This is a genomic window from Paenibacillus baekrokdamisoli (genome assembly GCF_003945345.1).
GTDB classification, from domain to species: Bacteria; Bacillota; Bacilli; order Paenibacillales; family Paenibacillaceae; genus Paenibacillus_Z; species Paenibacillus_Z baekrokdamisoli.
In genome coordinates, this window is sequence record NZ_AP019308.1 from 2,818,143 (window position 1) to 2,843,009 (window position 24,867).

At 45.3% G+C, this 24,867-nt stretch carries 26 protein-coding genes; 3 read left to right on the top strand and 23 right to left on the bottom strand.

What is annotated here, in order from left to right; translation table 11 throughout:
• Positions 1 to 12: 12 nt before the first annotated feature.
• From dnaG to EKN16_RS32985, 23 genes are all read right to left on the bottom strand, one after another.
• Positions 13 to 1,875, bottom strand: a complete 1,863-nt coding sequence (gene dnaG, locus EKN16_RS12815; RefSeq protein ID WP_125657498.1) for a DNA primase — start codon at positions 1,873 to 1,875, stop codon at positions 13 to 15.
• 41 nt (positions 1,876 to 1,916) lie between these two features.
• On the bottom strand, positions 1,917 to 2,390 hold the full coding sequence (locus tag EKN16_RS12820) for a YaiI/YqxD family protein (RefSeq protein ID WP_125657501.1): 474 nt from the start codon (positions 2,388 to 2,390) through the stop codon (positions 1,917 to 1,919).
• Positions 2,391 to 2,463: 73 nt separating this feature from the next.
• Positions 2,464 to 3,282 (bottom strand): pyruvate, water dikinase regulatory protein, encoded by an 819-nt coding sequence (locus tag EKN16_RS12825; protein WP_125657504.1) that lies wholly within the window; start codon positions 3,280 to 3,282, stop codon positions 2,464 to 2,466.
• Positions 3,283 to 3,315: 33 nt separating this feature from the next.
• Entirely contained in the window at positions 3,316 to 5,397 is a 2,082-nt protein-coding gene (gene glyS, locus EKN16_RS12830) for a glycine--tRNA ligase subunit beta (RefSeq protein WP_125657507.1), read from the bottom strand.
• Complete coding sequence (glyQ, locus tag EKN16_RS12835; protein ID WP_125657510.1) at positions 5,390 to 6,277, bottom strand: glycine--tRNA ligase subunit alpha; 888 nt, start codon at positions 6,275 to 6,277, stop codon at positions 5,390 to 5,392. Before glyQ ends, glyS begins: the two co-directional genes overlap by 8 nt.
• 336 nt (positions 6,278 to 6,613) lie before the next feature.
• Entirely contained in the window at positions 6,614 to 7,360 is a 747-nt protein-coding gene (gene recO, locus EKN16_RS12840) for a DNA repair protein RecO (RefSeq protein WP_125657513.1), read from the bottom strand.
• Positions 7,361 to 7,393: 33 nt separating this feature from the next.
• The gene (locus EKN16_RS12845; RefSeq protein ID WP_125657516.1) at positions 7,394 to 7,552 is read right to left on the bottom strand and encodes a YqzL family protein; all 159 of its coding nucleotides are present in this window, start codon (positions 7,550 to 7,552) and stop codon (positions 7,394 to 7,396) included.
• Between the two features lie 101 nt (positions 7,553 to 7,653).
• Positions 7,654 to 8,568 (bottom strand): GTPase Era, encoded by a 915-nt coding sequence (gene era, locus EKN16_RS12850; RefSeq protein WP_125657519.1) that lies wholly within the window; start codon positions 8,566 to 8,568, stop codon positions 7,654 to 7,656.
• Positions 8,569 to 8,608: 40 nt separating this feature from the next.
• Positions 8,609 to 9,040 carry a cytidine deaminase gene (gene cdd / locus EKN16_RS12855; RefSeq protein WP_125657522.1) on the bottom strand — a complete coding sequence of 144 codons (432 nt, stop codon included), beginning with the start codon at positions 9,038 to 9,040 and terminating at the stop codon, positions 8,609 to 8,611.
• A 55-nt stretch (positions 9,041 to 9,095) separates the two neighbouring features.
• Positions 9,096 to 9,455 (bottom strand): diacylglycerol kinase family protein, encoded by a 360-nt coding sequence (locus tag EKN16_RS12860; protein WP_125657525.1) that lies wholly within the window; start codon positions 9,453 to 9,455, stop codon positions 9,096 to 9,098.
• On the bottom strand, positions 9,455 to 9,952 hold the full coding sequence (gene ybeY, locus EKN16_RS12865; RefSeq protein WP_125657528.1) for an rRNA maturation RNase YbeY: 498 nt from the start codon (positions 9,950 to 9,952) through the stop codon (positions 9,455 to 9,457). The genes EKN16_RS12860 and ybeY overlap by 1 nt, the downstream gene beginning before the upstream one ends.
• Positions 9,949 to 12,192, bottom strand: a complete 2,244-nt coding sequence (locus EKN16_RS12870) for an HD family phosphohydrolase (protein ID WP_125657531.1) — start codon at positions 12,190 to 12,192, stop codon at positions 9,949 to 9,951. Before EKN16_RS12870 ends, ybeY begins: the two co-directional genes overlap by 4 nt.
• 258 nt (positions 12,193 to 12,450) lie before the next feature.
• The gene (locus EKN16_RS12875; protein ID WP_125657534.1) at positions 12,451 to 13,428 is read right to left on the bottom strand and encodes a PhoH family protein; all 978 of its coding nucleotides are present in this window, start codon (positions 13,426 to 13,428) and stop codon (positions 12,451 to 12,453) included.
• Positions 13,429 to 13,434: 6 nt separating this feature from the next.
• Positions 13,435 to 14,628: a sporulation protein YqfD gene (gene yqfD, locus EKN16_RS12880; RefSeq protein WP_125657537.1), complete on the bottom strand. Its 1,194-nt coding sequence runs from the start codon at positions 14,626 to 14,628 to the stop codon at positions 13,435 to 13,437.
• Between the two features lie 37 nt (positions 14,629 to 14,665).
• The gene (gene yqfC, locus EKN16_RS12885; protein ID WP_125657540.1) at positions 14,666 to 14,944 is read right to left on the bottom strand and encodes a sporulation protein YqfC; all 279 of its coding nucleotides are present in this window, start codon (positions 14,942 to 14,944) and stop codon (positions 14,666 to 14,668) included.
• 155 nt (positions 14,945 to 15,099) lie between these two features.
• Positions 15,100 to 15,858, bottom strand: a complete 759-nt coding sequence (locus tag EKN16_RS12890; RefSeq protein WP_125657543.1) for a YqfB family membrane protein — start codon at positions 15,856 to 15,858, stop codon at positions 15,100 to 15,102.
• A 205-nt stretch (positions 15,859 to 16,063) separates the two neighbouring features.
• Positions 16,064 to 17,059 carry a flotillin-like protein FloA gene (gene floA / locus EKN16_RS12895; protein WP_125657546.1) on the bottom strand — a complete coding sequence of 332 codons (996 nt, stop codon included), beginning with the start codon at positions 17,057 to 17,059 and terminating at the stop codon, positions 16,064 to 16,066.
• Positions 17,060 to 17,072: 13 nt separating this feature from the next.
• A complete protein-coding gene (locus tag EKN16_RS12900) occupies positions 17,073 to 18,452 on the bottom strand; it encodes an NfeD family protein (protein WP_232016386.1) in 1,380 nt (459 codons plus the stop codon).
• A gap of 254 nt (positions 18,453 to 18,706) precedes the next feature.
• Positions 18,707 to 20,056 carry an MATE family efflux transporter gene (locus EKN16_RS12905; protein ID WP_125657549.1) on the bottom strand — a complete coding sequence of 450 codons (1,350 nt, stop codon included), beginning with the start codon at positions 20,054 to 20,056 and terminating at the stop codon, positions 18,707 to 18,709.
• 145 nt (positions 20,057 to 20,201) lie between these two features.
• Positions 20,202 to 20,645 carry a GatB/YqeY domain-containing protein gene (locus EKN16_RS12910; protein ID WP_125657551.1) on the bottom strand — a complete coding sequence of 148 codons (444 nt, stop codon included), beginning with the start codon at positions 20,643 to 20,645 and terminating at the stop codon, positions 20,202 to 20,204.
• A gap of 15 nt (positions 20,646 to 20,660) precedes the next feature.
• Positions 20,661 to 20,834, bottom strand: coding sequence for a 30S ribosomal protein S21 (rpsU, locus tag EKN16_RS12915; protein ID WP_090573672.1), 174 nt, complete (start codon positions 20,832 to 20,834; stop codon positions 20,661 to 20,663).
• Between the two features lie 125 nt (positions 20,835 to 20,959).
• Positions 20,960 to 21,301, bottom strand: coding sequence for a histidine triad nucleotide-binding protein (locus EKN16_RS12920; RefSeq protein ID WP_125657554.1), 342 nt, complete (start codon positions 21,299 to 21,301; stop codon positions 20,960 to 20,962).
• A 318-nt stretch (positions 21,302 to 21,619) separates the two neighbouring features.
• Complete coding sequence (locus EKN16_RS32985) at positions 21,620 to 21,973, bottom strand: hypothetical protein (protein ID WP_232016387.1); 354 nt, start codon at positions 21,971 to 21,973, stop codon at positions 21,620 to 21,622.
• A 7-nt stretch (positions 21,974 to 21,980) separates the two neighbouring features.
• On the opposite strand from EKN16_RS32985, the gene EKN16_RS12930 reads away from it, so the two are divergent.
• The 3 genes from EKN16_RS12930 to rpiA all read left to right on the top strand — a co-directional run bounded on the left by EKN16_RS12930 (position 21,981) and on the right by rpiA (position 24,851).
• On the top strand, positions 21,981 to 22,307 hold the full coding sequence (locus tag EKN16_RS12930; protein WP_125657557.1) for a hypothetical protein: 327 nt from the start codon (positions 21,981 to 21,983) through the stop codon (positions 22,305 to 22,307).
• A gap of 507 nt (positions 22,308 to 22,814) precedes the next feature.
• The gene (locus EKN16_RS12935) at positions 22,815 to 24,152 is read left to right on the top strand and encodes a phytoene desaturase family protein (RefSeq protein ID WP_125657560.1); all 1,338 of its coding nucleotides are present in this window, start codon (positions 22,815 to 22,817) and stop codon (positions 24,150 to 24,152) included.
• A 24-nt stretch (positions 24,153 to 24,176) separates the two neighbouring features.
• Positions 24,177 to 24,851, top strand: a complete 675-nt coding sequence (rpiA, locus tag EKN16_RS12940) for a ribose-5-phosphate isomerase RpiA (RefSeq protein WP_125657563.1) — start codon at positions 24,177 to 24,179, stop codon at positions 24,849 to 24,851.
• The last annotated feature ends 16 nt before the right edge of the window (positions 24,852 to 24,867 follow it).

A 24,867-nucleotide genomic window follows, 5' to 3' on the forward strand; every position in this document is an offset into this window, starting at 1 on the left:
ACTCCCTCCTCCCTAGAAATGATCATCATTCCGACCTTTTAACTGTCTCTCTAGGGCTATAATCTCACTTGCAATTTGTGCCGCCAATAACATGTCGCCAGAACGTTCTGCTCGCACCATATCTTCTTTCTTATGTTCGATTTCACGAAATCTCGGAATTTTTTGAATTTCCTTTATGTAATCAACAAGCAAATGCTCGTCGAATGGAAATTCATCATCCGTCATTAAGATTGAAGCAGCCGTCCGCTCGAGACGGTCATCGTGGAGCGAAGCAATAAACCGGCTGACATCCGGATCATGTCCTAGCGCATAATAAGCATATAAGTAAGCAGCAAGAGCTGCGTGATCCTCCACGTTGAAAGCTTCTCCAAGCTTCTCGTGAACCGCATTTGCCGTATCGACATCCTGCAGCATTTGGGCAAGCAATCTTCGCTCAGCTACCTGATAGGCAGGCAGTACGGGCGGTGCCGAGGACGTACGTCGGTTTTCATTCCTGTTTTCATTCCTACCATTATTCCACGAATTGTCGTTATTATCCCTTTGTGGTTTCATTTTTTGCAGCTGCTGCCGATGTTGAAAGCAGTCCTGCTTTAATGACTCCAGAGAAATATCGAACTCACGGGACAGTTCCTTTAGATGAAACTCTCGCTCAGTAGGCGATTCAAGTTCAGCAACAATGCCGACTGCCTCGAGCAGATAGTTTTTCTGTCCCTCTTCTTCTAGGAGTATATGGCTTTTTTTTGTATATATTAGTTTAAATTTTGTTACGGATACGGGGTGTTCAATCGTATCCTGCAGAAAGGTATTCGGACCATATTGTTCAATAAAATCATCTGGATCCATGCCTTTGGGCAGCATAGCTACTTGAACCCGCAGACCTACCTTTTCCAAGATCGGAATTGACTTCAACACTGCTGCTTGTCCGGCATTATCGCCATCGTAACAAAGAATCGCTTCATCAACATTTCGCTGCAGCACGGCGGCATGCTCTTCTGTCAGCGCGGTTCCCATTGTAGCAACACCGTTACTTACACCGGCACTCCAAGCTTTAATCACATCCATGTAGCCTTCGAACAAAATAATTCGGCGGCTCTTCCTCATCGTTGGTCTAGCATGATGAAAGTTATAAAAATTCCGGCTTTTGTTAAACAGCATCGTCTCTGGCGAGTTCAAATATTTGGGTTGACCCTCTCCAAGCATCCTGCCAGCTAATGCAATCGTCTTGCCGTCTCGATTCCATATAGGAAACATGATCCGATCTCGGAATCGATCGATATAGCCGCTTCCATCATGCTTCGCCACAAGCAGTCCGCCTTTTTCCATCAAATCAGCTTTGAACTCCCGTTTCTCAAGAAAACGAGTGAGCGTGTCCCATTCCGGAGGCGCATAACCAATCATGAATTGATCGATTTGTTTATCCGTGACGCCTCTGGATCGCAGATACTGCATAGCTGGCTGGCCGTGAGTAGTGTTCATGAGCAAATAATGGTAAAACTTAGCAGTTAACTCATGAGCCTCGATCAACTTCTCGCGAATACTCGCCTCAGCCGAAGTTTGTTTGTCTTGCTGTCCTGCCCATGTGATCGGAATGCCAGCTTCCTCTGCCATGAAGCGAACGGCTTCAGGAAATGAATATTCTTCAATTTCCTCTATAAACTTAATGGAATTGCCACCTTTACCGCACCCATAACAATAAAATATCTGCTTCTCCGGCGTAACGGTAAACGAAGGCGTTTTTTCTGAATGGAAGGGACATAAGCCCTTCATGTATTTCCCGAGCTTCGAGAGGTGAACGTACTTGCCTACCGTTTCTACGATATCGTGATGCCGGAGCACCGCTTCAATTGCGGAATCCGGTATTTTATCGTAAGCCATACCCCTTCACCTTCATCCTAAATGACACGTAATACTATTCGCTACGGTTCATCATTCTCCTGCCAACTTCTTAAAACTTTTGTCAGCTTTTGCTGAAAACAGACACGATCTTCGGAAGTCATCGCTTTTGGACCTTTGGTTTTGCCTCCGCCGCGCCTGCGTTTGGCCAGTTCATGTCTGCGTTCCATTAAATAATCTATATTGCTGTCATCATATTGTTGACCTCGCGGTGATAAAGCGATTGCTCCTCTTGATAAAACGATCGTCGCGAGTCCAAAGTCCTGTGTTACGACAATATCTCCCTTGGAAATATGATTAGAAATATACAAATCAACGGATTGGTCACTTCGATCGACCTGCATAATTTGAACACCGGTTTCCGCTTCTAAACGATGATCATGCGATGCAACCATAAGCACCGGTATGGACCAGATGCGTGCAACATCAATAATTTCACGTTTAACCGGACAAGCATCAGCATCGACTACAATTGTAGGAACGGTTGTCATATTCATGCATCACCGCAATTTCTATTAAAGTACCGTACTATTATATACGGCAAATAACGAAAAAATCCTGCATAGGTATTTAGTTTGATTCGATATGCTCCAGTATAAGACTAGCCGTCTCCTCAACTGCTCGATGCGAAACATCAATGACCAGACAGCCAATTCGTTTCGTAATCGCAGCTGCGTATTCCAGCTCCCGTTCAATCCGGGTAATCGTGGCATAATCTGCACTATCCGGCAGCCCCAATGCCTTCAAGCGTTCTTTACGGATGATATTGAGGTATTGCACATTGATGGTAAGACCAATAACTTTATCTTTTGGAATTTGAAATAGCTCATCGGGAGGTTGAAGCTCCGGCATCAGCGGCACGTTCGCCACTTTGAACTTTTTATGTGCCAAATACATGGATAAAGGTGTTTTTGACGTGCGTGAGACACCGACAAGTACGATATCTGCTTTCAAGATCCCCGTCGTATCTCTCATGTCGTCATATTTAACAGCAAATTCAACGGCTTCCACCTTGCGAAAATAATCCTCATCCAGAACATGGTTCAGACCAGGCTCATGCCTAGAGCTTCGATTGGTCTTTGCCTCCAAGCTGTCGATTAAAGAACCAAGCAAATCAATAGCGACTACAGAATGCTCCTTAGCGAACTCCGCCATCCGTTCACATAGCCCTGGAAGAACAAGCGTATAAAGTAAAATCGCGTTATGTTCTTTGGCCTGGAGGACGAACCGTTCGAGCGTCGCAGCATCATGTACGAACGGCGCTCGCCGGATGTCCGCTATAAGAGGATGAAACTGGGCGACCGCAGCTCGCACAACAAGCTCACCTGTATCACCGGCGGAATCCGAAAGAACATAAATAATCACTTCGGGCTGTTCATAAGCTGCCATCGTCATCTCTCCTTATTTACGAACTTTTGTATACTACCAAACTAATTTGGAAAAATCAGCTACTTTGTTGATTCCATCTGCAAGAACCGCAAGCAAGGCAAGCCTATTCGCTCTAACTGCTTCATCCTCAGCCATTACCATGACCTGATCGAAGAATGTATTGATGGCATCTTTGATCTCCGTAAGTTTAATGATAGCAGCAGCAGGATCATTATTGTTTACAGCAAGCGTAAGGTCATCACTGACAGTTTGCCATGCCGCATATAATTCACTCTCGGCAGATTCAATAAACAGAACAGGCTTCACTTCTTTAGACGCTGCTTTTGAAGCAAGGTTGCACACACGGTTCAAAGCATCTACTACTGTTTTGAATTCTTCTTTACGTTCTCCTGCTGCAGCAGCTGTTACAGCAGCCGCGCGATTAACTGTGAGACGCAAATTGTTATAGCCTGAAGCCATTACCGCATCAATAACGTCATAACGAATTCCTTGTTCGGAAAGAACATTTTTAACGCGAAGCGCAATAAATTCATATAAGTCTTTACGAACGTCAGACACTTCACGTTTCATTGCTTTTTCGCTATGCACAGCAAGGGACAGATCGAATAGCACGTCAAGCGGAAGCTTAAGGTTATGAGCCAGTACAATTTGTACAATACCAGCAGCTTGACGTCTCAGTGCGTACGGGTCCTGAGAGCCTGTTGGGATAATTCCAATAGAGAAACAACCGACAATCGTATCGATTTTATCAGCTAAACTGACAACCGCTCCTACGATCGAAGCCGGTGTTCGATCACCTGCAAATCGAGGCTGATAATGCTCATTAATGGCTTGTGCTACCGCTTCTCGTTCCCCAGCCTTCCGAGCATAATCTTCACCCATTATGCCCTGAAGCTCAGGGAATTCGTAGACCATTTGAGTGACCAAATCAAATTTGCAGATCGCAGCGGTTCGTGCGACATCAGCTGCTATTTGCGCATCTAAATTCAAAGTATCCGCAATCTTACTTGCTGTCGCTTCAATTCTGCGTACTTTATCTGACACAGAACCAAGCTCTTCATGGTAGACAATGGTTTCAAGCTTCTTCAGTGCGGTTGAGATTTCCAACTTCTGATCCTCGGCATAGAAGAACTTCGCATCCGATAAACGTGCCCGAAGTACTTTCTCATTTCCTTTGGCTACCTGTTCAATGGATACACGATCACCATTGCGTACCGTAACGAAGAAAGGAAGCAGCTTGCCGTCGCCTCCAAGAACTGGGAAGTAACGCTGATGCTCGCGCATTGAAGTCACAAGTACCTCTTGCGGGATATTTAGGAATGACTCATCAAATGTACCAAACAATACACTTGGAAACTCAACGAGGAATACGACTTCCTCAAGCAAATCTTCTTTAATTGCAATTTCCCATTTTTTCTCATTTGCAAGTGCATTAATTTGTCCAAGAATAAGCTGTTCTCGCTCAGCTACGTCCACAATGACGAATTGCTCTCTGAGCTTCTCTACATACTGAGCAGGCTCTTCAACAATCGTTTCTGTGCCCAGAAAGCGATGACCTCGAGTCGTCTTGCCGCTCTTCACATTGGTGATTTCAATAGGCACGACATCGCTGCCGAACAATGCAACCAACCACCGAATCGGCCGAACAAACTTAAACTCATAGCTTCCCCAACGCATATTCTTAGGAAAGGATAAGGAAGAAATTATCGAGATCAAGCCTTCAGGCAGTACCTCGCTTGTTTCAGTACCGATGCTGCTTTTATTGGCATAAATATACTCAACACCAGCTAATTCTTTAAAATAAAACTGCTCTGGGTCGACACCTTGACTGCGTGCAAAGCCAAGGGCGGCTTTACTCCATGCGCCTTGCTCGTCGAGAGCAATTTTGCGGGAAGGTCCTTTTACTTCTTCGCTAACGTCCGTTTGTTTCTCTTCTACACCCTGGATGAGCACAGTAAGCCTTCGCGGCGTTGCAAATGCTTTAACCTCGCCATGACTAATTCGAGCTGTTTCCAGCCACTTAGCCGTTTTTTCCTTTAATTGATTCATGGCGGCACGCACGAATCGTGCTGGCACCTCTTCAAGTCCGATCTCAAGCAGTAGATCCTTAGCCATTTGCATTCACCTCTTTCTTAAGCAGCGGGAAGCCTAGGCGTTCTCGTTCCGCTAGATAAGTTGCCGCACAAGCACGTGCGAGATTACGCACTCGGGTAATATAACCCGTTCTCTCTGTGACACTGATCGCGCCGCGCGCATCAAGGAGATTAAAGGTATGGGAGCACTTAAGCACATAATCGTATGCAGGGAAAACAAGCTGATGCTCCATCGTTTTCTTAGCTTCTTCTTCATACATGTTGAATAATGAGAAGAGCATTGCAGAGTCTGAAGTCTCGAACGTATACTTGGAATGCTCGAATTCCGGCTGTAAGAAAACATCACCATAAGTAACGCCCTCTACCCACTCCAGATCAAAAACATTTTCTTTATTTTGAATATACGAAGCGAGCCTCTCCATACCGTACGTAATTTCAACGGCAACCGGGTTTGCATCGATACCGCCAACCTGTTGGAAGTAAGTAAACTGCGTAACCTCCATACCATCGAGCCAAACTTCCCAGCCAAGACCCCACGCACCAAGCGTCGGCGATTCCCAGTTATCTTCGACAAATCGAATATCATGGTGAAGCGGATCTACACCAAGTCTCTTCAAGCTTTCCAGGTAAAGCTCCTGAATATTATCTGGAGAAGGCTTGATAATAACCTGGAATTGATGATGCTGATAAAGCCTATTAGGATTCTCTCCATAACGGCCATCCGCTGGGCGGCGGGAAGGCTCTACGTAAGCGACATTCCATGGCTCTGGTCCAATCGAGCGTAGGAAAGTCATAGGATTCATCGTCCCTGCACCCTTCTCCGTATCATACGGTTGAACAAGGATACAATTTTGTTCAGCCCAAAACTGCTGAAGCGTCAAAATCATGCTTTGAAAATTCATTTCACGTCTCTCCCCTTTTTTTGTAAGCAGCTGAAGGCATATAAAAAAGCCCACGCCCCTACGTCTGATGTGTCAGACATAGGGACGAGAGCTATAATCTCCCGCGGTTCCACCCTACTTGGTTCCCAGAACAAGCACCCCTAGGATGCACGGAAACCCTCTTTTCATACAAAAAGTGAACTCCAGAGCGCCTTTCGCAGGGTTCGTCCGTCCGGGCTTTCACTACTCCCCAGCTCGCTTGTACAGTCGACTGTTCCAGCTACTTTCTCCATCATAGTTCCATATTCATAATAATAGATCATAGCCAATTTCTGATGTCATGTCAACCTTACTTTACTAAATTGAGAATTTATCCATTTGATCGATAAAAGAACGTGATTTCAACGTGATACCAATATGCGTATCCATCAGTAACCGTAAGGCTTGCTTTAGCTGCTTCTTCGTCTCATCTTTGACCTGAATAGCTCCAAGACGGCGCAAATCCATACGTCTGAATAGTCGCAACAGCTTTAGTGTCCCTTCGTTCAAGACAAGTGCAGAGGTATCCTTATATCGGCATCGTTCACATAGGACACCCCCAAAGCGTGCACTCAGCGCCATACTCCCTTGGTCATTATCGCAAGAAGTACAGCTCTCGAAGTTCGGTCCGTAGCCTGCTGCTTCAAGAATTTTCAGCTCGAAAAGCTGGATAATAATTTCTCCATCTTTTCCTTCTTCTATGGCAGTCAAACAGGCATGAAGCTGTTCATACATATATCCGCTTGCATCTTCTTCCTGCAGCACCCGGTCCGTGAGCTCCGCTGCATACGAGGAATAAGCAGCCATCTCTAGTTGTTCACGCAAAACATGGTGAGATTGTATAATCTCACCATGCGTCAACGTTCCCAGCCCGCTATTCCGAAAATAAATGAATTCTCCGTGCGTAAAGAGCTGGGTCATCGATCCATGTCGGCTTTTCGCTTTTTTAGCGCCGCGTACGACAATACCTACCTTGCCGTGCGTTTTCGTATAGATCGTCACAATTTTGTTGTTTTCCCCATAGTCCATGCTCCGGATGACAATACCTTCGACCCGGTACTGCATAGTGTTTCTCCCCCAACTTGCAATTACAGCGACTTAAAGCGATTGAGCAATATCCACTTCCGAAGCGATTACCGCTTCATCATCGCCACTGCTGGTCGTATCTGCTAACGCCAGCCCATCCACTTCCTTGTAAAGCAAAAAGGCGTCCACATCCCCGGTCAGCGTAAAATACTTCCACGAAAAGTCTCGCATTCGTATTCATCCTTTCCGCGCTCAGAAATGTTGCTCACGAATAGGATGCGATGAACCGGCCTGTCTTATGCTAGTAAAAAAACGGCATTTCCAAGAAAAACTTAATCGTTTCTAAAGCCTAGATCCTTTAGCACCCGCTCCTGGTTGCGCCAATCCTTCTTCACCTTGACCCATAGCTCAAGGAATACGCGAGAGCCAAGTAACGTTTCTATATCCCGGCGCGCTTGTCTCCCGACTTCTTTGAGAAGTGCGCCTTGTTTACCGATTACGATTCCCTTCTGGGAGTCACGCTCAACGTAAATAATGGCACCAATGTTAACAACACCATTCTCTTGAGCCTTCATACTCTCGATGGCCACTGCTATCGAATGGGGTATTTCTTCTCTGGTTGAATGGAGAATTTTCTCCCTGATGAGCTCCGCGCAAACGAACTGCTCCGGGTGATCTGTAACCTGATCAGCGGGATAATATTGTGGCCCTTCCGGCAAGTAGCCAGTTAAAACCTCAAGCAAGGTATTAATATTGTTGCCTTGAAGTGCAGAAATTGGAATAACCTCTGCCCAATCATGAAGGTCTTTGTATTTAACGATAAGAGGCAGAAGCAATTCTGGATGTATCTTATCGATTTTGTTCATGATTAGAAAAACCGGTGTTTTTACCTTCTTCAAAGCCTCAATTATAAATCGATCTCCTCCGCCTATCCCCTCTGAGGCATCAATGAGGAACAACGCAGCATCTACTTCACCCAGCGTGCCTATGGCGGATTTAACCATAAAATCGCCTAGCTTTGAGGTAGGCTTGTGAATTCCCGGCGTATCTAGAAAAACAATTTGGGAGTTTTCTTTGGTGTAAACACCATGTATTTTATTACGTGTTGTTTGTGCCTTGTCCGACATGATAGCAATTTTTTGACCGATCATTTCGTTAATTAGCGTGGATTTGCCAACGTTGGGTCTTCCTACAATGGCTACAAACCCAGAATGGAATTTCTTAGAACCTGTTGATTTTTGACTCATAATATTGCTTTGTTCCCCTTCCAACTTTTACCTCGTTCATCTATTTAATTAAGGATTCGGGTGTAAATGCGCCAGGCAGCAATTCAGCGACGGTCGTTACCTGAATGTCGCCATTCAAATTCCCCATTATAACAGGCATGTCTGGCAAGCAAAGCTCCACTAACACCTGTCTGCATACGCCACAAGGAGTAATAGGTCCATCAGTGTCACCCACAACAGCAATCGCTTGAAAAGTGCCTCTTTTGTTTCCGTCAGCAATAGCACGGAACAACGCGGTACGTTCAGCACAGTTGGTCGGACCATAAGCCGCATTCTCCACATTACAGCCAAGATGGACATTATCATTCCCATCAAGCAAAGCCGCACCTACTTGAAAATTTGAATAAGGCACATAAGCATTCTTACGTGCATTAATGGCTGCGTCCATCAATAATTTCCACGAATCTGTTAATTCTACTTTGTTGCTATTCATATTAACTACACACCTCCTAATTTGATAATTATAACCTCATTTCAATCCTATTAAATCAGCGGAAAATAGCTACCAAATGAGGCCCAAACACCAGTAATCCAACAATAACAGCTGCCATTGCAGTAACTAACACGCCTCCGGCAGCTGTATCTTTAGCTGCCTTGGCTAGCGGATGCCTCTCTGGACTTACGAGATCAACAACGTTCTCAATCGCTGTATTTAACAACTCTGCCCCAATGACGAGCGCCATCGTAATCACAAGAGCTGTCCATTCGTAACGATTCAGCCCCAGCAGCAGACCCGTCGTTGTCACGATAAGTGCAGCTGTCAGATGAATTCGCATATGAGCTTCTGTACGCAAGGCCAGGCTGATGCCTGACCAAGCTAACCCCATGCTTTGAACGAACTTACGCATTATCTATTCAAGCCGGCTTGCCTCAATACGGCTTCCTGCTTCTCCGTCATAATGGCTTCAGCTGCTTCATCCTGGTGATCGTATCCAATGAGATGTAAGAAACCGTGAACAAACAAAAAGCCGATTTCTCTCTCTAAAGAATGGCCATATTCTTCACTTTGCAGTTTGGCACGCTCGGTTGAAATAATGATATCGCCTAGTATTCCCTCGAAAGGAAGTACATCATCCTCGTTCTCAACCTCATAGATGATTTCGAGCTCTTCATCGCTTTCTTCCTGCATCGCAAAAGAAAGTACATCCGTTGGCCGGTCTATGTTTCGGTAATCCCGGTTAAGCTGATGAATTTCGTCATCATCCACAAACGATAGCATCACTTCGCCATCCGTCAGTCCTTCTGCTTCCGCCGCTAGCTGTAACAATTGCTCCAACCGACCGAAGAAAGCTTCCGGGATATCCACTTTATTTTGTTCGTTGCTCCACTCTAATCGCAAGCTCATGCCAGCCGCTCCTTTTGTTTAACATCTTCGGGATATTCGATCCGGGAATGAAAAATACCAATAACTGTTTCTTTTAGCGTTTGTGCGATTTTTTCTAATTCTCGCAGCGTAAGATCACACTCATTGAATTGATCATCATCTAATCGGCCTTTAATGATTTTGTGAATCATCGAGTCGATCTGTTCCATTGTCGGGCTTCGCAAGCTTCTCACTGCAGCTTCAACACAATCGGCAATGCCAACAATCGCCGCTTCCTTCGATTGTGCCTTCGGACCAGGATAACGGAAATCATCCTCCGTGAAGTCTGGCTCAATCCCCGCTTCTTCAGCCTGCTTCCAAGCTTTATGAAAAAAGAATTTCAAGAAGGTCGTACCGTGATGCTGCTCGGCAATGTCACGAATCGGCTTCGGAAGCTTATGATTTCGAAGCATTTCCACACCATCTCTTGCATGAGCAATAATAATGGATTTACTCAGCTTCGGATCGATTGAGTCATGGGGATTCTCGATATTCGTTTGATTCTCGATAAAATAACTTGGACGCTTCGTCTTCCCGATATCGTGATAAAAGGATCCTACTCGGCACAATAAACCATTGGCACCGATAGCTTCAGCCGCAGCCTCCGATAAATTACCTACCATCACGCTATGATGATAAGTCCCAGGCGTCTCCGTCAATAGCTTGCGCAGCAGCGGATGGTTCGGGCTAGAGAGTTCAACGAGCTTAAGTGCAGAGAGAATATTAAACGTAACTTCAAAAAACGGCATGAGCCCAATAACCAAAATGGCAGTCAATAGTCCTCCGGCAAAAGCAAAGGCAAGGGTCATGATGATCTCCGTCTTTCCAGGCAGATCCCCAAGCAGCATGATCGCTAATACCGAGATCATGCCAAAGAGACTAACCATAATGCCCGCTTTCAGAATCGTCGATCGCTGACTTGCTCGATGGATAGCGAATATAGCTGCGAATGAAACCACCGATGTCAGAAATCCATAATTGAAATCAAAGATACGATTTGAATCCACGTTGAAAATAATACTTCCTGTAATAGCAAACAGGAATGTGCTCACGACCGCAAGCTGTACATCCAGCAGCAATACGATAAGCATAGCTCCCATAGCAGTAGGAGCTAAATAACCTACGTAAGGCATTCCGACGCTCTGCGTTAGTTCAACAATATCCATCGTTAGAATATTGATCAAATAAATGAGAAACAGCATCGCCAACTGCGAATTATTATATCGTGTGTTGGCACCCTCATGCATAGCTGCTTTCTCAAGATAATTATAAATGACAAGCAGGAATAAAAGCGACAATAGCAGAAGCCCCAGCTGCGGCCAATAAGACTTCTTATTCTGCAGCAGTCCCAATGAAGATACTCGCTCATAGAGCTCCTTAGAGACGATCTGGCCCTTCTTGACGATGATATCTCCCTGCTTAATGATCACCTGAGGCGTATTTTCTTTGGCAGCAACGCGTGCTTCATTCGTCGCTTCCTTATCCGAGAACTTATTAGGCATAATTGCGAATCTCGCAAGCTCCTGCACAATCTCACGCGTTTTGCGCTCACTAAGTGAACTAGCGTTAACTAGCTCCGCCACCTTTGTTCGCGCTGTATCCGCCTCACGCAGCGAATCACTCATCAGCTTGCGCACAATATTCAAGCCAACCTGCCGCATTTCCTCAATTTGTATAGCCGATAACTGAGGCAGCTTATAATAAGTTTCTTCAGGAATCCGGTAAGCCTGTTTTTTGACGGTATCAGACATCTCTGTAAGCAGCGTATCGTTATAGGTTTCATTACCCTTACTGTTGCTGACAAAATGATCGACATAATCCATATACAGCTGAGGGATTTCGGTACGATAGATAGTTACCTTGTTTTCTGTCGTTACCTGATCGTCCTGATTAAGCTGCTCCATTCGGGTAAATATTTGCTCCAATAACGCATCTCCACGGAGTGCAACAATCGAATAAATCGGCTCTACTCGATCTGCTGCTTCTTCTTGAGCCTGCAGGGTCGCTTTCTCATCTTTAATCTGTGTCGGCGCTTCAATATTACGCTCACTAGCCTTGCCTAGCGCAATATCATATGTTTTGGGCAGCAAATGAGGGGCTAGGCTGCAATAAAAAAGCAATACAAACAGAAGCAACAGCACCCAACGTACGGCTGTGCTGTGCTTCCATCCACTCAATCCGAAAGACGGCTGTCCATCAGAATTGGTCTGCTGATTCACCATGAGTTGTATCCTCCTAAGGTGGTTAGACCCCCTTGCATACCATTGTCCAAGGAGAGCACATGCCCTTAAAGCCCCCTTGTTCAAAGGTGGCTCCAAAGACATCCTATCCTTGGACCCTGAATGTTCCGTGCCTGCCGCCTGGGCCGTCTTCGACCGTACTATTGCGATAGGTACGCTTTCGTCCACTTCGAGGACTCACTCTTCACAAGCTGTTCTTTGGCTGCAAATTGGATAGACGGTTGGAGCTCAAGTCTGCACCTATTTGTAGCCTTGATTCTCGGCATCTATGTTATAGGCGACGATGATTTTTTGAACGAGCGAGTGACGGACTACGTCTTGTTCGGTAAATGTGATAAATCCGATTTCCGGAATATCCCGCAGGATACGCTGTGCTTCAATTAGTCCGGATCGTTTGCCGCGTGGCAAATCGATTTGGGTAACATCACCCGTTATAACCATCTTCGAGCCAAAGCCAAGCCGGGTTAAGAACATTTTCATTTGCTCTGGTGTCGTATTCTGCGCTTCATCCAAAATAATGAACGAATCGTCGAGTGTACGCCCCCTCATATAAGCCAGTGGTGCAATCTCAATAAGTCCGCGCTCAAAAGCCTTAAGGGTTTGATCGGGTCCCATAACATCATGCAGGGCATCATAGAGCGGTCGGAGATACGGGTCTACCTTCTCCTGCAGATCACCTGGTAGAAATCCGAGATTTTCGCCTGCTTCAACTGCAGGACGAGTGAGCATAATTTTCTTAACTAGGCCCTCTTTCAATGCTGCAACAGCAAGAACCACAGCCAAGTATGTTTTTCCCGTTCCAGCTGGGCCGATACCGAATACGATATCCATTTTTCTGATGGTCTTCACATAGTGTCGTTGACCAATTGTCTTGACATGAATAGGCTTGCCTCTAAAAGTTGTCGTAAGTACTGCTTTGAATAAATCTAGCAATTGATCGGCTTGAAGTGTCTTTGCAAGCTCCAGCGCATACATAATATCACGCTCTGACGGTGAATAGCCGCCTCGTACCAACTGCTGCAATACAGTGAAAAGCTGTTCAATTGAATCGACTTCAGAGCTTGGCCCAGAAATGGAAATTTCCGCTTCTCGGGACATGATATCGGCTTCTGTCTGCTGCTGGACAAGTCGCAAGTATTTATCTTGCGGCCCGAATAGTGCTAGCCCTTCCGCTGCATTGGCAAGCGGGATTTTTACAACCTTCGTCTCATTCTGCAAAAATACTCAATCCCCTTGCATTTGAACTAACGGTCTCTCCATCGTGATAGACTGTTCTACCTCAAAAAGCACTTTCATATAAACTTTACCATTGTCCGTCTTTTCATGCAAAATGTTTTCCGCGCGCACCTCGGCACCTGGACCAAATTTCGCCAAAATATCGGCCCGAGCTTGCAGTAAACCTGCGGCTTTTGCTTCATCTACCGTGACAACTTGGTTATTTATTCGCGTTTCCATAACTGTTTCCTTCAATCGTCCAAATGGGAGCGTCCTCGTCCGCCAGCTCGCCTGCTCCAAATGCCGATGTGTCTCATATGAGGTAAAAGGCGGATCTCCGAAACCACTCACCTTCAGTGCTCTGCCTCCGATAACCACATACCAACGAATGACCTTTTCACCTGTATAGCCCTTCACTTGACGCTGCAGCGGGGAGACAATATCGTACTCATGCCATACGATTCCTTTAACCGAGCCTTTAGCTACCACATTACGGGTATGTCCCTCATCTCCAAGTATACCCGAAATTAGGATATCTCCCTTCTTCACACGCATGTTGCGAGTCACTACAGGCCTTCCAGCATCCGCCATAATCTGTGTAATAACCGCATCGGTGGAAGCAACCAAGTGTCTTGGACTTAATAAAGGCTTCACCTCGGGAATCGTCGTCTCAACCACCTGAATGGTGATCTTCGTTCCCCGCTTCTCCACACCGACCCACGCAGCCCCAGGAAGCTTCTGAGCTAGCCTCTTGGAAAGCACATCCGTATCCGCAAGTCGAAAGGACCATTGAAAAGGATATAACCCTTCCTGCTTGGCCACTGTTAAGATTTGCTCCTCAGACAAACGATCATTCCCTTTAATATCAATGGACCAAATAAGAGAGGACAACAGATACATCCCCACGAAGAAAAGGACGAGCCCTGCTCCAAAAAAAAGACGTTTCTCAAGCTTTACCAGCCAAAATGGCATCCCTTTTCGTGAAACCACATGCAAACGACAGCTTGTCTCTTTTAAAATCGGACGAAGACGAAAGAAATCGCCTACCGTCACTTCACAAATGAGTTCGCCATCGCTTGTCCTGCGTATGGACCATAGCTGCAGCCCCTCCGCAAGTGCTCGATTTACGAGCTTCTCCAATGCTTGCCCTCTTACACGAATCGTCACAATACCGCGCACCCACTGCATCCAAGTCGCATTCATTGCTGCTGCCCCCTAAGCATGAACAATTTGTTTCTAGCTATTCAAGTACTTCAATATGTTTAATTTGACCTTCTATGAATACTTCTTCTGTCCAGATGGTCCGAATAACCAATCCGTCTCCCGTTACTTCAAGCTCCCCTTTACTCAGGGCAAGCCGAAGCCGATCACTCGAGAAATGGAGCACGCCGCGATGGTTCTCAATATACAACTGACGATCTCCAATCATCGTCAATCTAGGCAAATCCATTACGACGTCAGGCGGCAAATCAAGCAGATCAGCAGCCATTTTACGCAGCTTGCGGTTTATGCGGCGCATGCAGGCAGAAGCCCCCTTTCCGTACTGTACCAAACTATGCGAGTGAAGCCGGAAATATGAGGAATGACCGCCCTGGATGCCTATAAAAGCATAAAAAAAACATCCTGCCATAATGACAGGATGTCAAATGTATTGAAATCGTTTAAATCTTCTTGCTACGATCTGCGAAAGGGCTGCTTCGCACGCGGTGGACCAAGTACCTCGGCTAGAATCACTGCTCTGCGCAGCTCGTTACCTTGTGCCATACGGAATGATTCAGAGCGTCTCTCTTGGGTATTTGAAGCCGAATGCGCTGTATGCTGTTTCTGTTCGCGCTCTGCAAGAGCTTTTTTTGCATTGAGTTCCTTCAAATATTCCGGTTCAACATATTCCGAACGGCTGCTGGAGGACTCCATGTTTGTCTGAGCCGAGCTGTAGGTCATCACAGGTCGTTCTATAGGCCGCTCCTCTGATCGCTGCTCAGCAGGGTACTGAGGCGATGAGCTGGCATTTGGAGTCGGCCTGCCTCCGAAGCTTGGCATCTGGGTAGTAGATGATCCTTTTTGGGCTTTTCTAATAACCGAAATAATGAAGCCAATTATGGCAATCACTATAAAGATGTTGCTGAACAGCAGCTTGAACAATTCGTTCATGGTGTATATGCCCCCCCGTACTCCGGTTTTGGCATTTGTGCTCTCGTGGTGCTTCGCACCAAAGTCGCTCAAATGCTCAAAACCTCCGTTGCAATTTAAATAACCAACCTTGACTTGGTGCTTCGCACCAAAGTCGCTTAAATGCTCAAAACTTACCTTGCTTTGACGCTTCGCATCAAAGTCGATCCAATGCTTAAGATCTATCGTGCCTTGGTGCTTCGAACCAAAGTCACTCAAATGCTCAAAACCTTCCTCGCTGGCTCCGCACCAAAGTCGAACCAATACTTAAACCTTCCTTGCTTTGACGCTTCGCATCAAAGTCGATCCAATGCTCAAGACCAACCTCGCCTTGGTGCTTCGCACCAAAGTAGATCCAATACACAAACCTTCTTGCTTTGGTGCTTTGCACCAAAGTAAATCCAATACACAAACCTACTTGCTTTGGCGCTTCGCACCAAAGTAGATCAAATTCTCCAAACCTGCTCTTTTAACGCTCTTCTTTATCTGGATTCGTTCCATCTGGTTTACCGATTGAATTACGCATCTGTGTATCGGCTTCGATGTTTTTGAAGTTCATGTAGTCCTGTATGCCAATATTGCCTTTCTTGAGGGCTTCTGCCATAGCTAGAGGAACTTGAGACTCAGATTCCACTACGAGTGCGCGCATCTCAACAACGCGGGCTTTCATCTCTTGCTCATGGGCTACGGCCATAGCACGACGTTCTTCCGCTTTAGCCTGCGCAATTCTTTTGTCCGCTTCAGCTTGCTCGGTTTGCAAATGCGCCCCGATGTTCTTGCCTACATCCACATCCGCAATATCGATGGAAAGAATCTCAAACGCTGTACCTGCATCAAGACCTTTGCCAAGCACAGTACGGGAGATCATATCCGGATTTTCCAATACGTCTTTATGTGAGTTGGAAGAACCAACAGTCGTTACAATACCTTCCCCTACACGGGCAATAATCGTTTCTTCACCAGCACCACCGACAAGTCGCTCTATGTTGGCTCTAACCGTAACACGGGCTTTTACCTTTACTTCGATACCATTCTTAGCCACAGCAGCTACGATAGGCGTTTCAATAACTCGTGGATTAACACTCATTTGAACCGCTTGAAGTACATCACGACCTGCAAGGTCAATCGCAGCAGCACGTTCGAACTCAAGATCGATGTTTGCACGCTGTGCAGCAATTAACGCATTAACGACACGATCGACATTACCGCCTGCTAGAAAATGGCTTTCCAGCTGGTTAATCGTCAAGCCTAAGCCTGCCTTGGATGCTTTGATAAGCGGATTAACAATCCGACTCGGTACAACACGGCGCAGTCTCATCGCTACAAGCGTAATAATACCAACCCTAACACCGGAAGCAACCGCGGAGATCCACAGCATGATGGGAAAAAAGCTTAGAAAAACAGATAGTGCAATAATAGCCAATATGACAATAATTACAATTGATATGACCGGATCTACATTCATGAATAACCCTCCATTATTTGGTTTCTGAATTCCATTGTTGCACAACAACACGAGTACCTTCAACTTTCACAACAACAATCTCTGAATCAACGGGAATAAATTGTCCAGCTGTGACTACATCTACCCGATCTTTGTCAATTTGAGCCGTGCCTGCTGGCCTAAGAGGCGTCAGCGTTAGCCCTCGTTTTCCAAGATAGGTGGATTTATTAGCCGTTGAAACATAGCCTTGCTCCGTCGTTAATTGATCACGAAGAATGAATTTGTTCCATATTCCTCGACTCTGGAATCTCTTTGCAATAATAAACACGATGACTGCCGCAATTGCAAGGGCTAGCGCAAGCGACAGAACAGCCTCTTTGGGATTCGCAGCAGCCATAATAACCCCCATAATTAAGGAGATTGCACCAAGAATACCGAGTATGCCGAAGCTGGAAATGAACAGCTCTGACACAAGCAGCAGAATACCAAGTACAAATAGGATGACGTCCTCCATGCCCGCAAATCCAATGATATAGTGCCCGAAGAAATAAAGCGCAAAAGCAACAATCCCAATAATGCCCGGTGCACCAAAACCAGGAACAATTAACTCAATTGCAACGCCTGCAATACCAATAACAAGCAGTAAAGTCATAATCGCAGGAAGGGTCAGGAACTGAGCGATACGTTCTATTATGCTTGCATTCACCTCAACGATATTGGGCTGCGATAGAGACAGATGATCGATCACCTCCGTAATGGAGGTTGCTGTAAAATCGGCGTAACCCACCTTCAGCGCATCACTGGCTGATAAGGACAGAATATCTCCCTTTTCTTTCGTACGTCCAAGCTCCTTCAGATCAAGGGTGATATTTGGATTCACCATAGCTGCCGCAATATTAGGATCACGGCCATTCAGCTTAGCTGCTTCTTTCATTTCCTCTGTCCAATAAGAGACGACTTTGGGATTGGTAACCAAAGTCCCTGAACCGTCTACAACGGCTGCAGCACCAATCGTGCTTCCAGGCTCCATTACAAGCTGCTTTGCGTTCAAAGCGATGTAAGTACCCGCTGATACTGCTTTCCCTTGAACAAAAGCAACCGTTGGAATTTTGCTCGTACGAATAAGATGTCCGATCTCTTCAGCACTGTCCACTCTACCACCAAGTGTGTTGATGATCAGCACAATATGCTGGGCACGAGCCTCCTCCGCATCTGCGTAAGAACGTTCTAGAAACTTCTGCAAACCTGATTCGATTGTTTGCTCTGCGCGAATCACATAAACAGTGGATCCTACCGATTCTGATTGGCTGCTAGCCTCAGCAGCAAAAGCAGCCGGAACAATAGATAACACATACAAAAGAAGGAAGATAATCGGAAGTAATCTTCGTATCATCCACTTAGTTCCTTTTCCCAACCTGGCCCCTCCTCAACGTTTTCATAGAAAACTCACTACTTAAACATTCATTTCCTATTCGCAAGAAAATAACTCCGCAAGCATTCACACGGTCTCACAGCCTTCAACTAGTCTGTAAGCATGTTCTGTGTTACACGGAGTGAAACGCTGATTATAAGCAAGAGCGCTCCGTTTCTTTCGAGAAAACGAAGCGCACTGCCCACATTATATTCGATTATACGTTACAAATGAAGGAAGGTTTCAAAGCGATAGGCTTAGCTATGTGAGGCTTCCTTCAGCCTTACTGCGGTCCAATCTGTTCGATAGAAACGCACCATAATCGAGATGCCCATTACCATTAAGAAGGAATAAAGAGATATCCACGCCCCCATACTTCCCCAGTGGAAGACGAAGATAAATACGTATGCAAGTGGTACAAAGACAAACCAACTGGCAATAAAAGAAATACGCAGTAGGAAGGTCGTATCACCCAATCCACGAAGTCCACCCGCAAAGAAATTGAGCAGTCCATCGAAAATTTGTAAATAAGCAGATACGGTAATGAGATATGCCGCAAGCTTGTAGACCTCTGGGTCACTCGTATAGAAATGAGCAATCTGTTCCGCAAATATTAATTCCACCGTACCCAGAATAATGAGGAAAATAGTTCCCAATATGGCTGTATCCGTTCCTGCCCTTCGTCCAATGAGCGGCGTACCCTTCCCTACATTTTGACCCACTAGAATCGTCGCAGTCGCGCCAAAAGCAAAGGCAGGCATAAAACCAAAAGACATGACATTAAGCGCAACCTCATTGGCTGCCAGTGCATGATCACCAAGACGAGCAACGAACGCGGTGAAAATATACATCGACAAGCTAAGCGAGAACTCCTGAGCGCCAAGCTTTCCACTTTCCAATGCGACTAATTTCATCTCTGCCCACTGAAAAACCATAGCGGCACGATCTCGAGTATGGAATTTTTTGTTAAGTACAAAAAAGAAGGTATACGCACATATTAAAAGTTGGAACGCTTCTCCTATAAAGACAGCAAGACCAGTCCCAGCAAGTCCAAGATGCGGCATGCCCCATTCACCGAACGTTAGCGTATAAGTCAAATAAATCATAATAACGTTGGTCATAATAGAGAGGACCATCGACATTCTTGTAGCTCCGATTCCACGTAAAAACCCATGAAAAGCAAAATTCAAAATACCGAACGACATCGCATAGAAGCGTATCTCCAAATAGAGGCTTCCTTGATGCACAAGTTCATCTGATCCACCTGTCCACCTTAGAATGTCATCTGCTCCCACAAAGCCAACTATCGCAATCAGAACAGCAAAAACGATACACATGTACATGGCCAAATAAGTTCTTTGGATGCCTTTGCGCATATCGCCTGCACCAAAGTTCTGAGCAACTAAGTAATTGAGTGTATGGCCAATTCCAGAAAATATCGCGAAAGCGTTATACATAATTATGTTGGAAACGCCCACTATTGCAATAATTAGAAAGCCCAGTTGTCCTACCATAATCAGACTGACTGTACCCGTCATTGTCTGGGTAGCGAAGGAAATGAGAGAAGGAATAGCAAGAAGCAAAATATTAATCCAATTACGCAGCATTATACTTAAGGCCTCGTTTCGTTTAGTTAGCCCCTATTGTGAGGGACCCAACGCGGAGGTGTCAATAGGTCTTCTGTGGGCGTCAATGGTGTGAAAATCGAAAAAACACTCCCTGCAACAGGGAGTGTTTGGCGGATTGCCTATGTTATTGCAGAAATTGCTGCACAAATGTGTTTACTAGTTTACCATCAGCACGCCCTTTTACCTTCGGCAAAAGTGCGCTCATGACTTTCCCCATCTCGGCTTTCGAAGAAGCACCGGTCTCCTGGATGGTCTGCTGAACAATGACTTTGATCTCTTCTTCGGTCAGCTGCTGAGGCAGGTATACACTAATAATTTCAATTTCTGCTGCGACATCTTTCGCAAGATCGTCGCGGCCGGCTTTTTCAAATTCTTGGAGGGAATCTTTACGCTGTTTGATCTCACGACTTAGAATATCAATCACTTCAGAGTCTTCTAGCGATCGTTTTAAGTCAATCTCCAAATTCTGAATGGATGCTCGCACCATACGAATTGTGGTGAGCTTAAATTTCTCTTGACTCCTCATTGCTTGCTTCATATCATCGTTCAATCGTTCGCTAAGGTTCATTGTGGAAGGATCCTCCTAAAACTTTCTCTTACGCGCAGCCTCGGACTTCAACTTACGCTTGACACTAGGCTTCTCATAATGCTTACGCTTCTTTACCTCGGCCAATACGCCATCTTTTGCGATGGTACGTTTGAAGCGGCGGAGTGCAGCATCGATTGTCTCGTTTTTGCGAACTTTTGTTTCAGACACCAGTTTTCCCTCCCTCCGAATCAGACCGTCCAAGAAAAGTTAACACGGTTCATCAAATTTAATTATATGATATAAAGAAAGGCAGTGTCAACTTGAATAGACAAGCTTTATTCTTACATCCAAAATCAGTCTGCTAAAGCTTTCATTTTATGACCACCAAGAAGGTGGATATGTAAATGATACACCACTTGCCCGCCCTCGTCATTACAATTATTAACCAGACGATAGCCCGTGTCTGCTATTCCCTGCTCCTTGGCAATTTGACGAGCGACCGTAAACAACTCTGCCATTAAAGCATCATCCTCTTCTGTCACATCATTCATGGTTGCTATATGTTTCTTCGGGATAATCAAGATATGTACAGGAGCCGCTGGAGCAATATCATGAAAAGCTACGATGCGTTCATTCTCAAATACTTTCTTTGAAGGAATGGCACCCTCAATTATTTTACAGAAAAGACAATCCATTCTGAAGCCCTCCTAAAAGATTTTGCGTGGCTTTGCCCACAACACCGGTAATAATCCAGGGCTTTAAGCAAAAACTCACTTCGGAAGCATAGGCTAAGATTTTGCGTGGCTTTGCCCACAACACCGGTAATAATCCGGGGCTTTAAGCAAAAACTCACTTCGGAAGCATAGGCTAAGATTTTGCGTGGCCCAAAATAGAGCCAGAAGCTCACTACTGTTTACTTTTATTCATAATAACGAAAAAAACTAGGCTCGTCCAATCTTAATAGCCGGCCCTGATCGGAACCGACTTCTTTGGCGTTCTTATGGATGCTGAACTTAATAAAAAGGTAACAAAGATATGGCCAAAAGCCCGGCAAGCGGAAATGCCTGACGAACAAAACGTCTTCTTGGATAATACGGGTAAGGATAAATTGGCGGATACGGACATGGACACCCGCGATCCCATTGTGCCTCACAATACGGAACAGCGATACAAACCATTTCGTCATCGATATGCTCCACAAATCCATCGACACAATAACCGTCATGTGTCTTTACGAGAACATAACGATGCATGTGTTCTTTGCACCAATTCTTTTTCTCGTGATGCTCCATCTGTTTAACAGCGGGATAGGCCACAGGCATTACCCATGCAGGTGCCTGTGCAACTGGTGCTGAAACATTTGGCATTACTGATGTGGGGGCCTTTGTATTCGGTGCTGAAATATTAGGCATTACTGAGGTAGGAGCCTTTGTATTCGGTACTGAAATATTAGGCATTACTGATGTAAGAGCCTTTGTATTCGGTGCTGAAATATTAGGCATTACTGATGTAGGAGCCTTTGTATTCGGTGCTGAAACATTTGGCATTACTGATGTAGGAGCCTTTGTAACCGGTGTTGAAACATTTGGCATTACTGATGTAGGAGCCTTTGTAACCGGTTCTGTAGCAATTGGTTTTACCGATGTAGATTTCTTAATCGGAGAATTTGACGTCTTTTCCATATTTAATGGACCCTCCTAAAAGTTTTGTGATACTTACATAAATACTTCTTTGGGAGCAAAACTCACTTCGGAAGCATACGCTGAGTTTTGTGATACTTACATAAATACTTCTCTGCAAGCAAAACTCACTTCGGAAGCATACTCTGAGTTTTGTGATACTTGGTTTAGATGGCTTCATGCTTGCAGAACTAGCTTCTAACGTACTCTACTCTCATGATATTCGCCCGTAGGCAGATGGCTCCTATAGAATCAAAAAATAGGCGCACAATTACGTAAATGATAATCATAATCAATGCTGATTTGATCAGGATATCCGTCTAAATTGAGATGGATTGACCTTTTTTTTCGGCGTATAATGAGTGCGAACCAAACTTTTGACACCATAACAACACGAATAAATAGTTTCCGGACATGTGGATTAAGATCTCAATGTAGTTTACTAATAACGATAAAGCTGTTAATGAGAACTGATTAAATACATAGCGAAGCGACAGTAACGCTTCTTTTGTATGAAGGAGGAAATTCGATGAAAGTTGCTATAATTGGAGGCGGGCTTGCAGGACTTACAGCGGCTGCTTATTTATCAAAAGAGACCGACGTGCAAGGTGTTCTATTCGAGCGAAGCCCACAGTTAGGCGGCCGAGCCTTCACTTATGAGAAAGCAGGCTTTACCTTGAATTATGGCGCTCATGCTATCTATGGTTTAGACCGTCATATCTTAACGAATATGGAAAATGAGCTTCAGCTTACATTTAGCAGCAAGCAGGTCGATAAACGCAAGGTTATGTATGAAAAAGGAGAACAGCTGACACCCGCTCCACTCGATTTTGTAAACCTGATGAAAACGGATATTTTAACAGTTAGGCAAAAAGTCCGTTTCGTAGGCGAGATAACTGCAATGATTGCGAATATTCATCAGATTAAGCATTACAATACGCTTGGCGACTACCTATCCGAATCGGGTGCCGATGAGGATGTTAAGGAACTTTGGGAGCATCTTGTTTGCAGCAATTTTTTTATAACGCCTGAGGATGCGCGTTTGGTCCCGGGCGCTGTAATTAGTGATTATTATCATAACTTATTCCTGTCGCAGCGACCGGTTAACTACGTGCTGGGCAGTTGGGCTGTCATCACTAATCAGCTTCGTGACAAGATAGCACTTACGGAGAGATGGTCCCTTGCTATGCAAGAGGGCGTGGATGGAATTCGTTATGAACAGGGAAAATACCTATTAAAAACGAAAGCACGGGAAGAATCGTTTGATCGCGTGATCTTCGCCATGCCGGTTCAGCAGGTCGTAAAGCTGCTCCGCGAAACACCATGGGAGCCTTTCCTCGAGCCTTATGAACATAATACAGCAACCGAAGTCATGGTTTATGACATTGGCCTGAGTCGTGTTGTAGCTCGCCCTTTCAGTTATATAAGCGATATGAATCACAAAATGTTTATTTCCGATGTGTCAGCGACCGACTATACACTGATCCCTGAAGGTGGACAATTACTGCAGGGTATCGCTTATTTGAGTGATGAGCCGATCGACGGGAATGAAGATCGTAAAGCTTATCTAAACGAACGCACCACGCAAATGGAGGATTTATTCGATCGCCACTACCCAGGTTGGCGTGATGCTATCGCTGTCAAACGAGTTTCTAAGAAAGCAATGGTCCAAAGCGTGAAGAATATAGCAGGCAACCGTTTATTACCTAACCGAATAGAAAGCGTTCCATTTTACTTCTGTGGTGACGGTTGTGAGGGTAAAGGTGAACTCGCCGAAAGAGCCTTCTCGAGCGGACGTCATGCGGCATCGCTGCTCACTGCAGATCTTCGAAAACATAAACAGCCCGTACTCTCCTACAGAGAATAGGCAGGCATAGGGTGGTAATAGGAAATGAACAGCAAAAAGCTGGCAGCTGAACATGCGGTTCAGTTTATCAAGAGCGGTATGATTGTAGGCTTAGGAACGGGTTCAACGGCTCACTTTGCCATTCATGCAATCGGAGCTCGGGTCCAGGCAGGGCTAACGATCCAAGCGATTGCGACATCTGAGCAGTCTGAAGCATTAGCTCGTGAACTAGAAATTCCTATTGTATCCTTCCAAGAGGTGAATGAAATTGATCTCACTATCGATGGAGCGGACGAAGTAGATTCAGACTTGAATGTAATTAAAGGCGGCGGCGGTGCTTTATTACGGGAGAAAATTGTTGCATCTGCTAGTCGTGAGCTGATAATCATTGTAGATGAAAGCAAAGTCGTTTCCCAATTGGGAGCGTTTCCACTCCCGATAGAGGTAGTCCCTTTTGGAATAGAGATGACCATGAAAAAGCTTGCAGCTCTGCTTGAATGTCCATTAACAGTAAGACAATCCGGCAATAAACCATTTGTAACGGATAACGAGCATTATATCGTCGATTGCCATACCGGCAGCATAGCGGATGCTGGGAAATTGACTCGAGAGCTAAATATGATTCCAGGCGTCGTGGAGAATGGGCTCTTTATCGGTATGGCTGCCAAAGTGATTGTTGGGTATATGGACGGAGCTGTACGTGAATTAAACCATACTTAGTCGATGAATGGTTAGA

Coding starts and splice junctions, on each gene's coding strand:
- dnaG (WP_125657498.1), bottom strand. CDS start 1,875: ATGGCTTACGATAAAATACCGGATTCCGCAATTGAAGCGGTGCTCCGG.
- EKN16_RS12820 (WP_125657501.1), bottom strand. CDS start 2,390: ATGAATATGACAACCGTTCCTACAATTGTAGTCGATGCTGATGCTTGT.
- EKN16_RS12825 (WP_125657504.1), bottom strand. CDS start 3,282: ATGGCAGCTTATGAACAGCCCGAAGTGATTATTTATGTTCTTTCGGAT.
- glyS (WP_125657507.1), bottom strand. CDS start 5,397: ATGGCTAAGGATCTACTGCTTGAGATCGGACTTGAAGAGGTGCCAGCA.
- glyQ (WP_125657510.1), bottom strand. CDS start 6,277: ATGAATTTTCAAAGCATGATTTTGACGCTTCAGCAGTTTTGGGCTGAA.
- recO (WP_125657513.1), bottom strand. CDS start 7,360: ATGCAGTACCGGGTCGAAGGTATTGTCATCCGGAGCATGGACTATGGG.
- EKN16_RS12845 (WP_125657516.1), bottom strand. CDS start 7,552: ATGCGAGACTTTTCGTGGAAGTATTTTACGCTGACCGGGGATGTGGAC.
- era (WP_125657519.1), bottom strand. CDS start 8,568: ATGAGTCAAAAATCAACAGGTTCTAAGAAATTCCATTCTGGGTTTGTA.
- cdd (WP_125657522.1), bottom strand. CDS start 9,040: ATGAATAGCAACAAAGTAGAATTAACAGATTCGTGGAAATTATTGATG.
- EKN16_RS12860 (WP_125657525.1), bottom strand. CDS start 9,455: ATGCGTAAGTTCGTTCAAAGCATGGGGTTAGCTTGGTCAGGCATCAGC.
- ybeY (WP_125657528.1), bottom strand. CDS start 9,952: ATGAGCTTGCGATTAGAGTGGAGCAACGAACAAAATAAAGTGGATATC.
- EKN16_RS12870 (WP_125657531.1), bottom strand. CDS start 12,192: ATGGTGAATCAGCAGACCAATTCTGATGGACAGCCGTCTTTCGGATTG.
- yqfD (WP_125657537.1), bottom strand. CDS start 14,628: ATGAATGCGACTTGGATGCAGTGGGTGCGCGGTATTGTGACGATTCGT.
- yqfC (WP_125657540.1), bottom strand. CDS start 14,944: ATGCGCCGCATAAACCGCAAGCTGCGTAAAATGGCTGCTGATCTGCTT.
- floA (WP_125657546.1), bottom strand. CDS start 17,059: ATGAATGTAGATCCGGTCATATCAATTGTAATTATTGTCATATTGGCT.
- EKN16_RS12905 (WP_125657549.1), bottom strand. CDS start 20,056: ATGCTGCGTAATTGGATTAATATTTTGCTTCTTGCTATTCCTTCTCTC.
- EKN16_RS12910 (WP_125657551.1), bottom strand. CDS start 20,645: ATGAACCTTAGCGAACGATTGAACGATGATATGAAGCAAGCAATGAGG.
- EKN16_RS12920 (WP_125657554.1), bottom strand. CDS start 21,301: ATGGATTGTCTTTTCTGTAAAATAATTGAGGGTGCCATTCCTTCAAAG.
- EKN16_RS32985 (WP_232016387.1), bottom strand. CDS start 21,973: ATGCCAAATGTTTCAGCACCAGTTGCACAGGCACCTGCATGGGTAATG.
- EKN16_RS12935 (WP_125657560.1), top strand. CDS start 22,815: ATGAAAGTTGCTATAATTGGAGGCGGGCTTGCAGGACTTACAGCGGCT.
- rpiA (WP_125657563.1), top strand. CDS start 24,177: ATGAACAGCAAAAAGCTGGCAGCTGAACATGCGGTTCAGTTTATCAAG.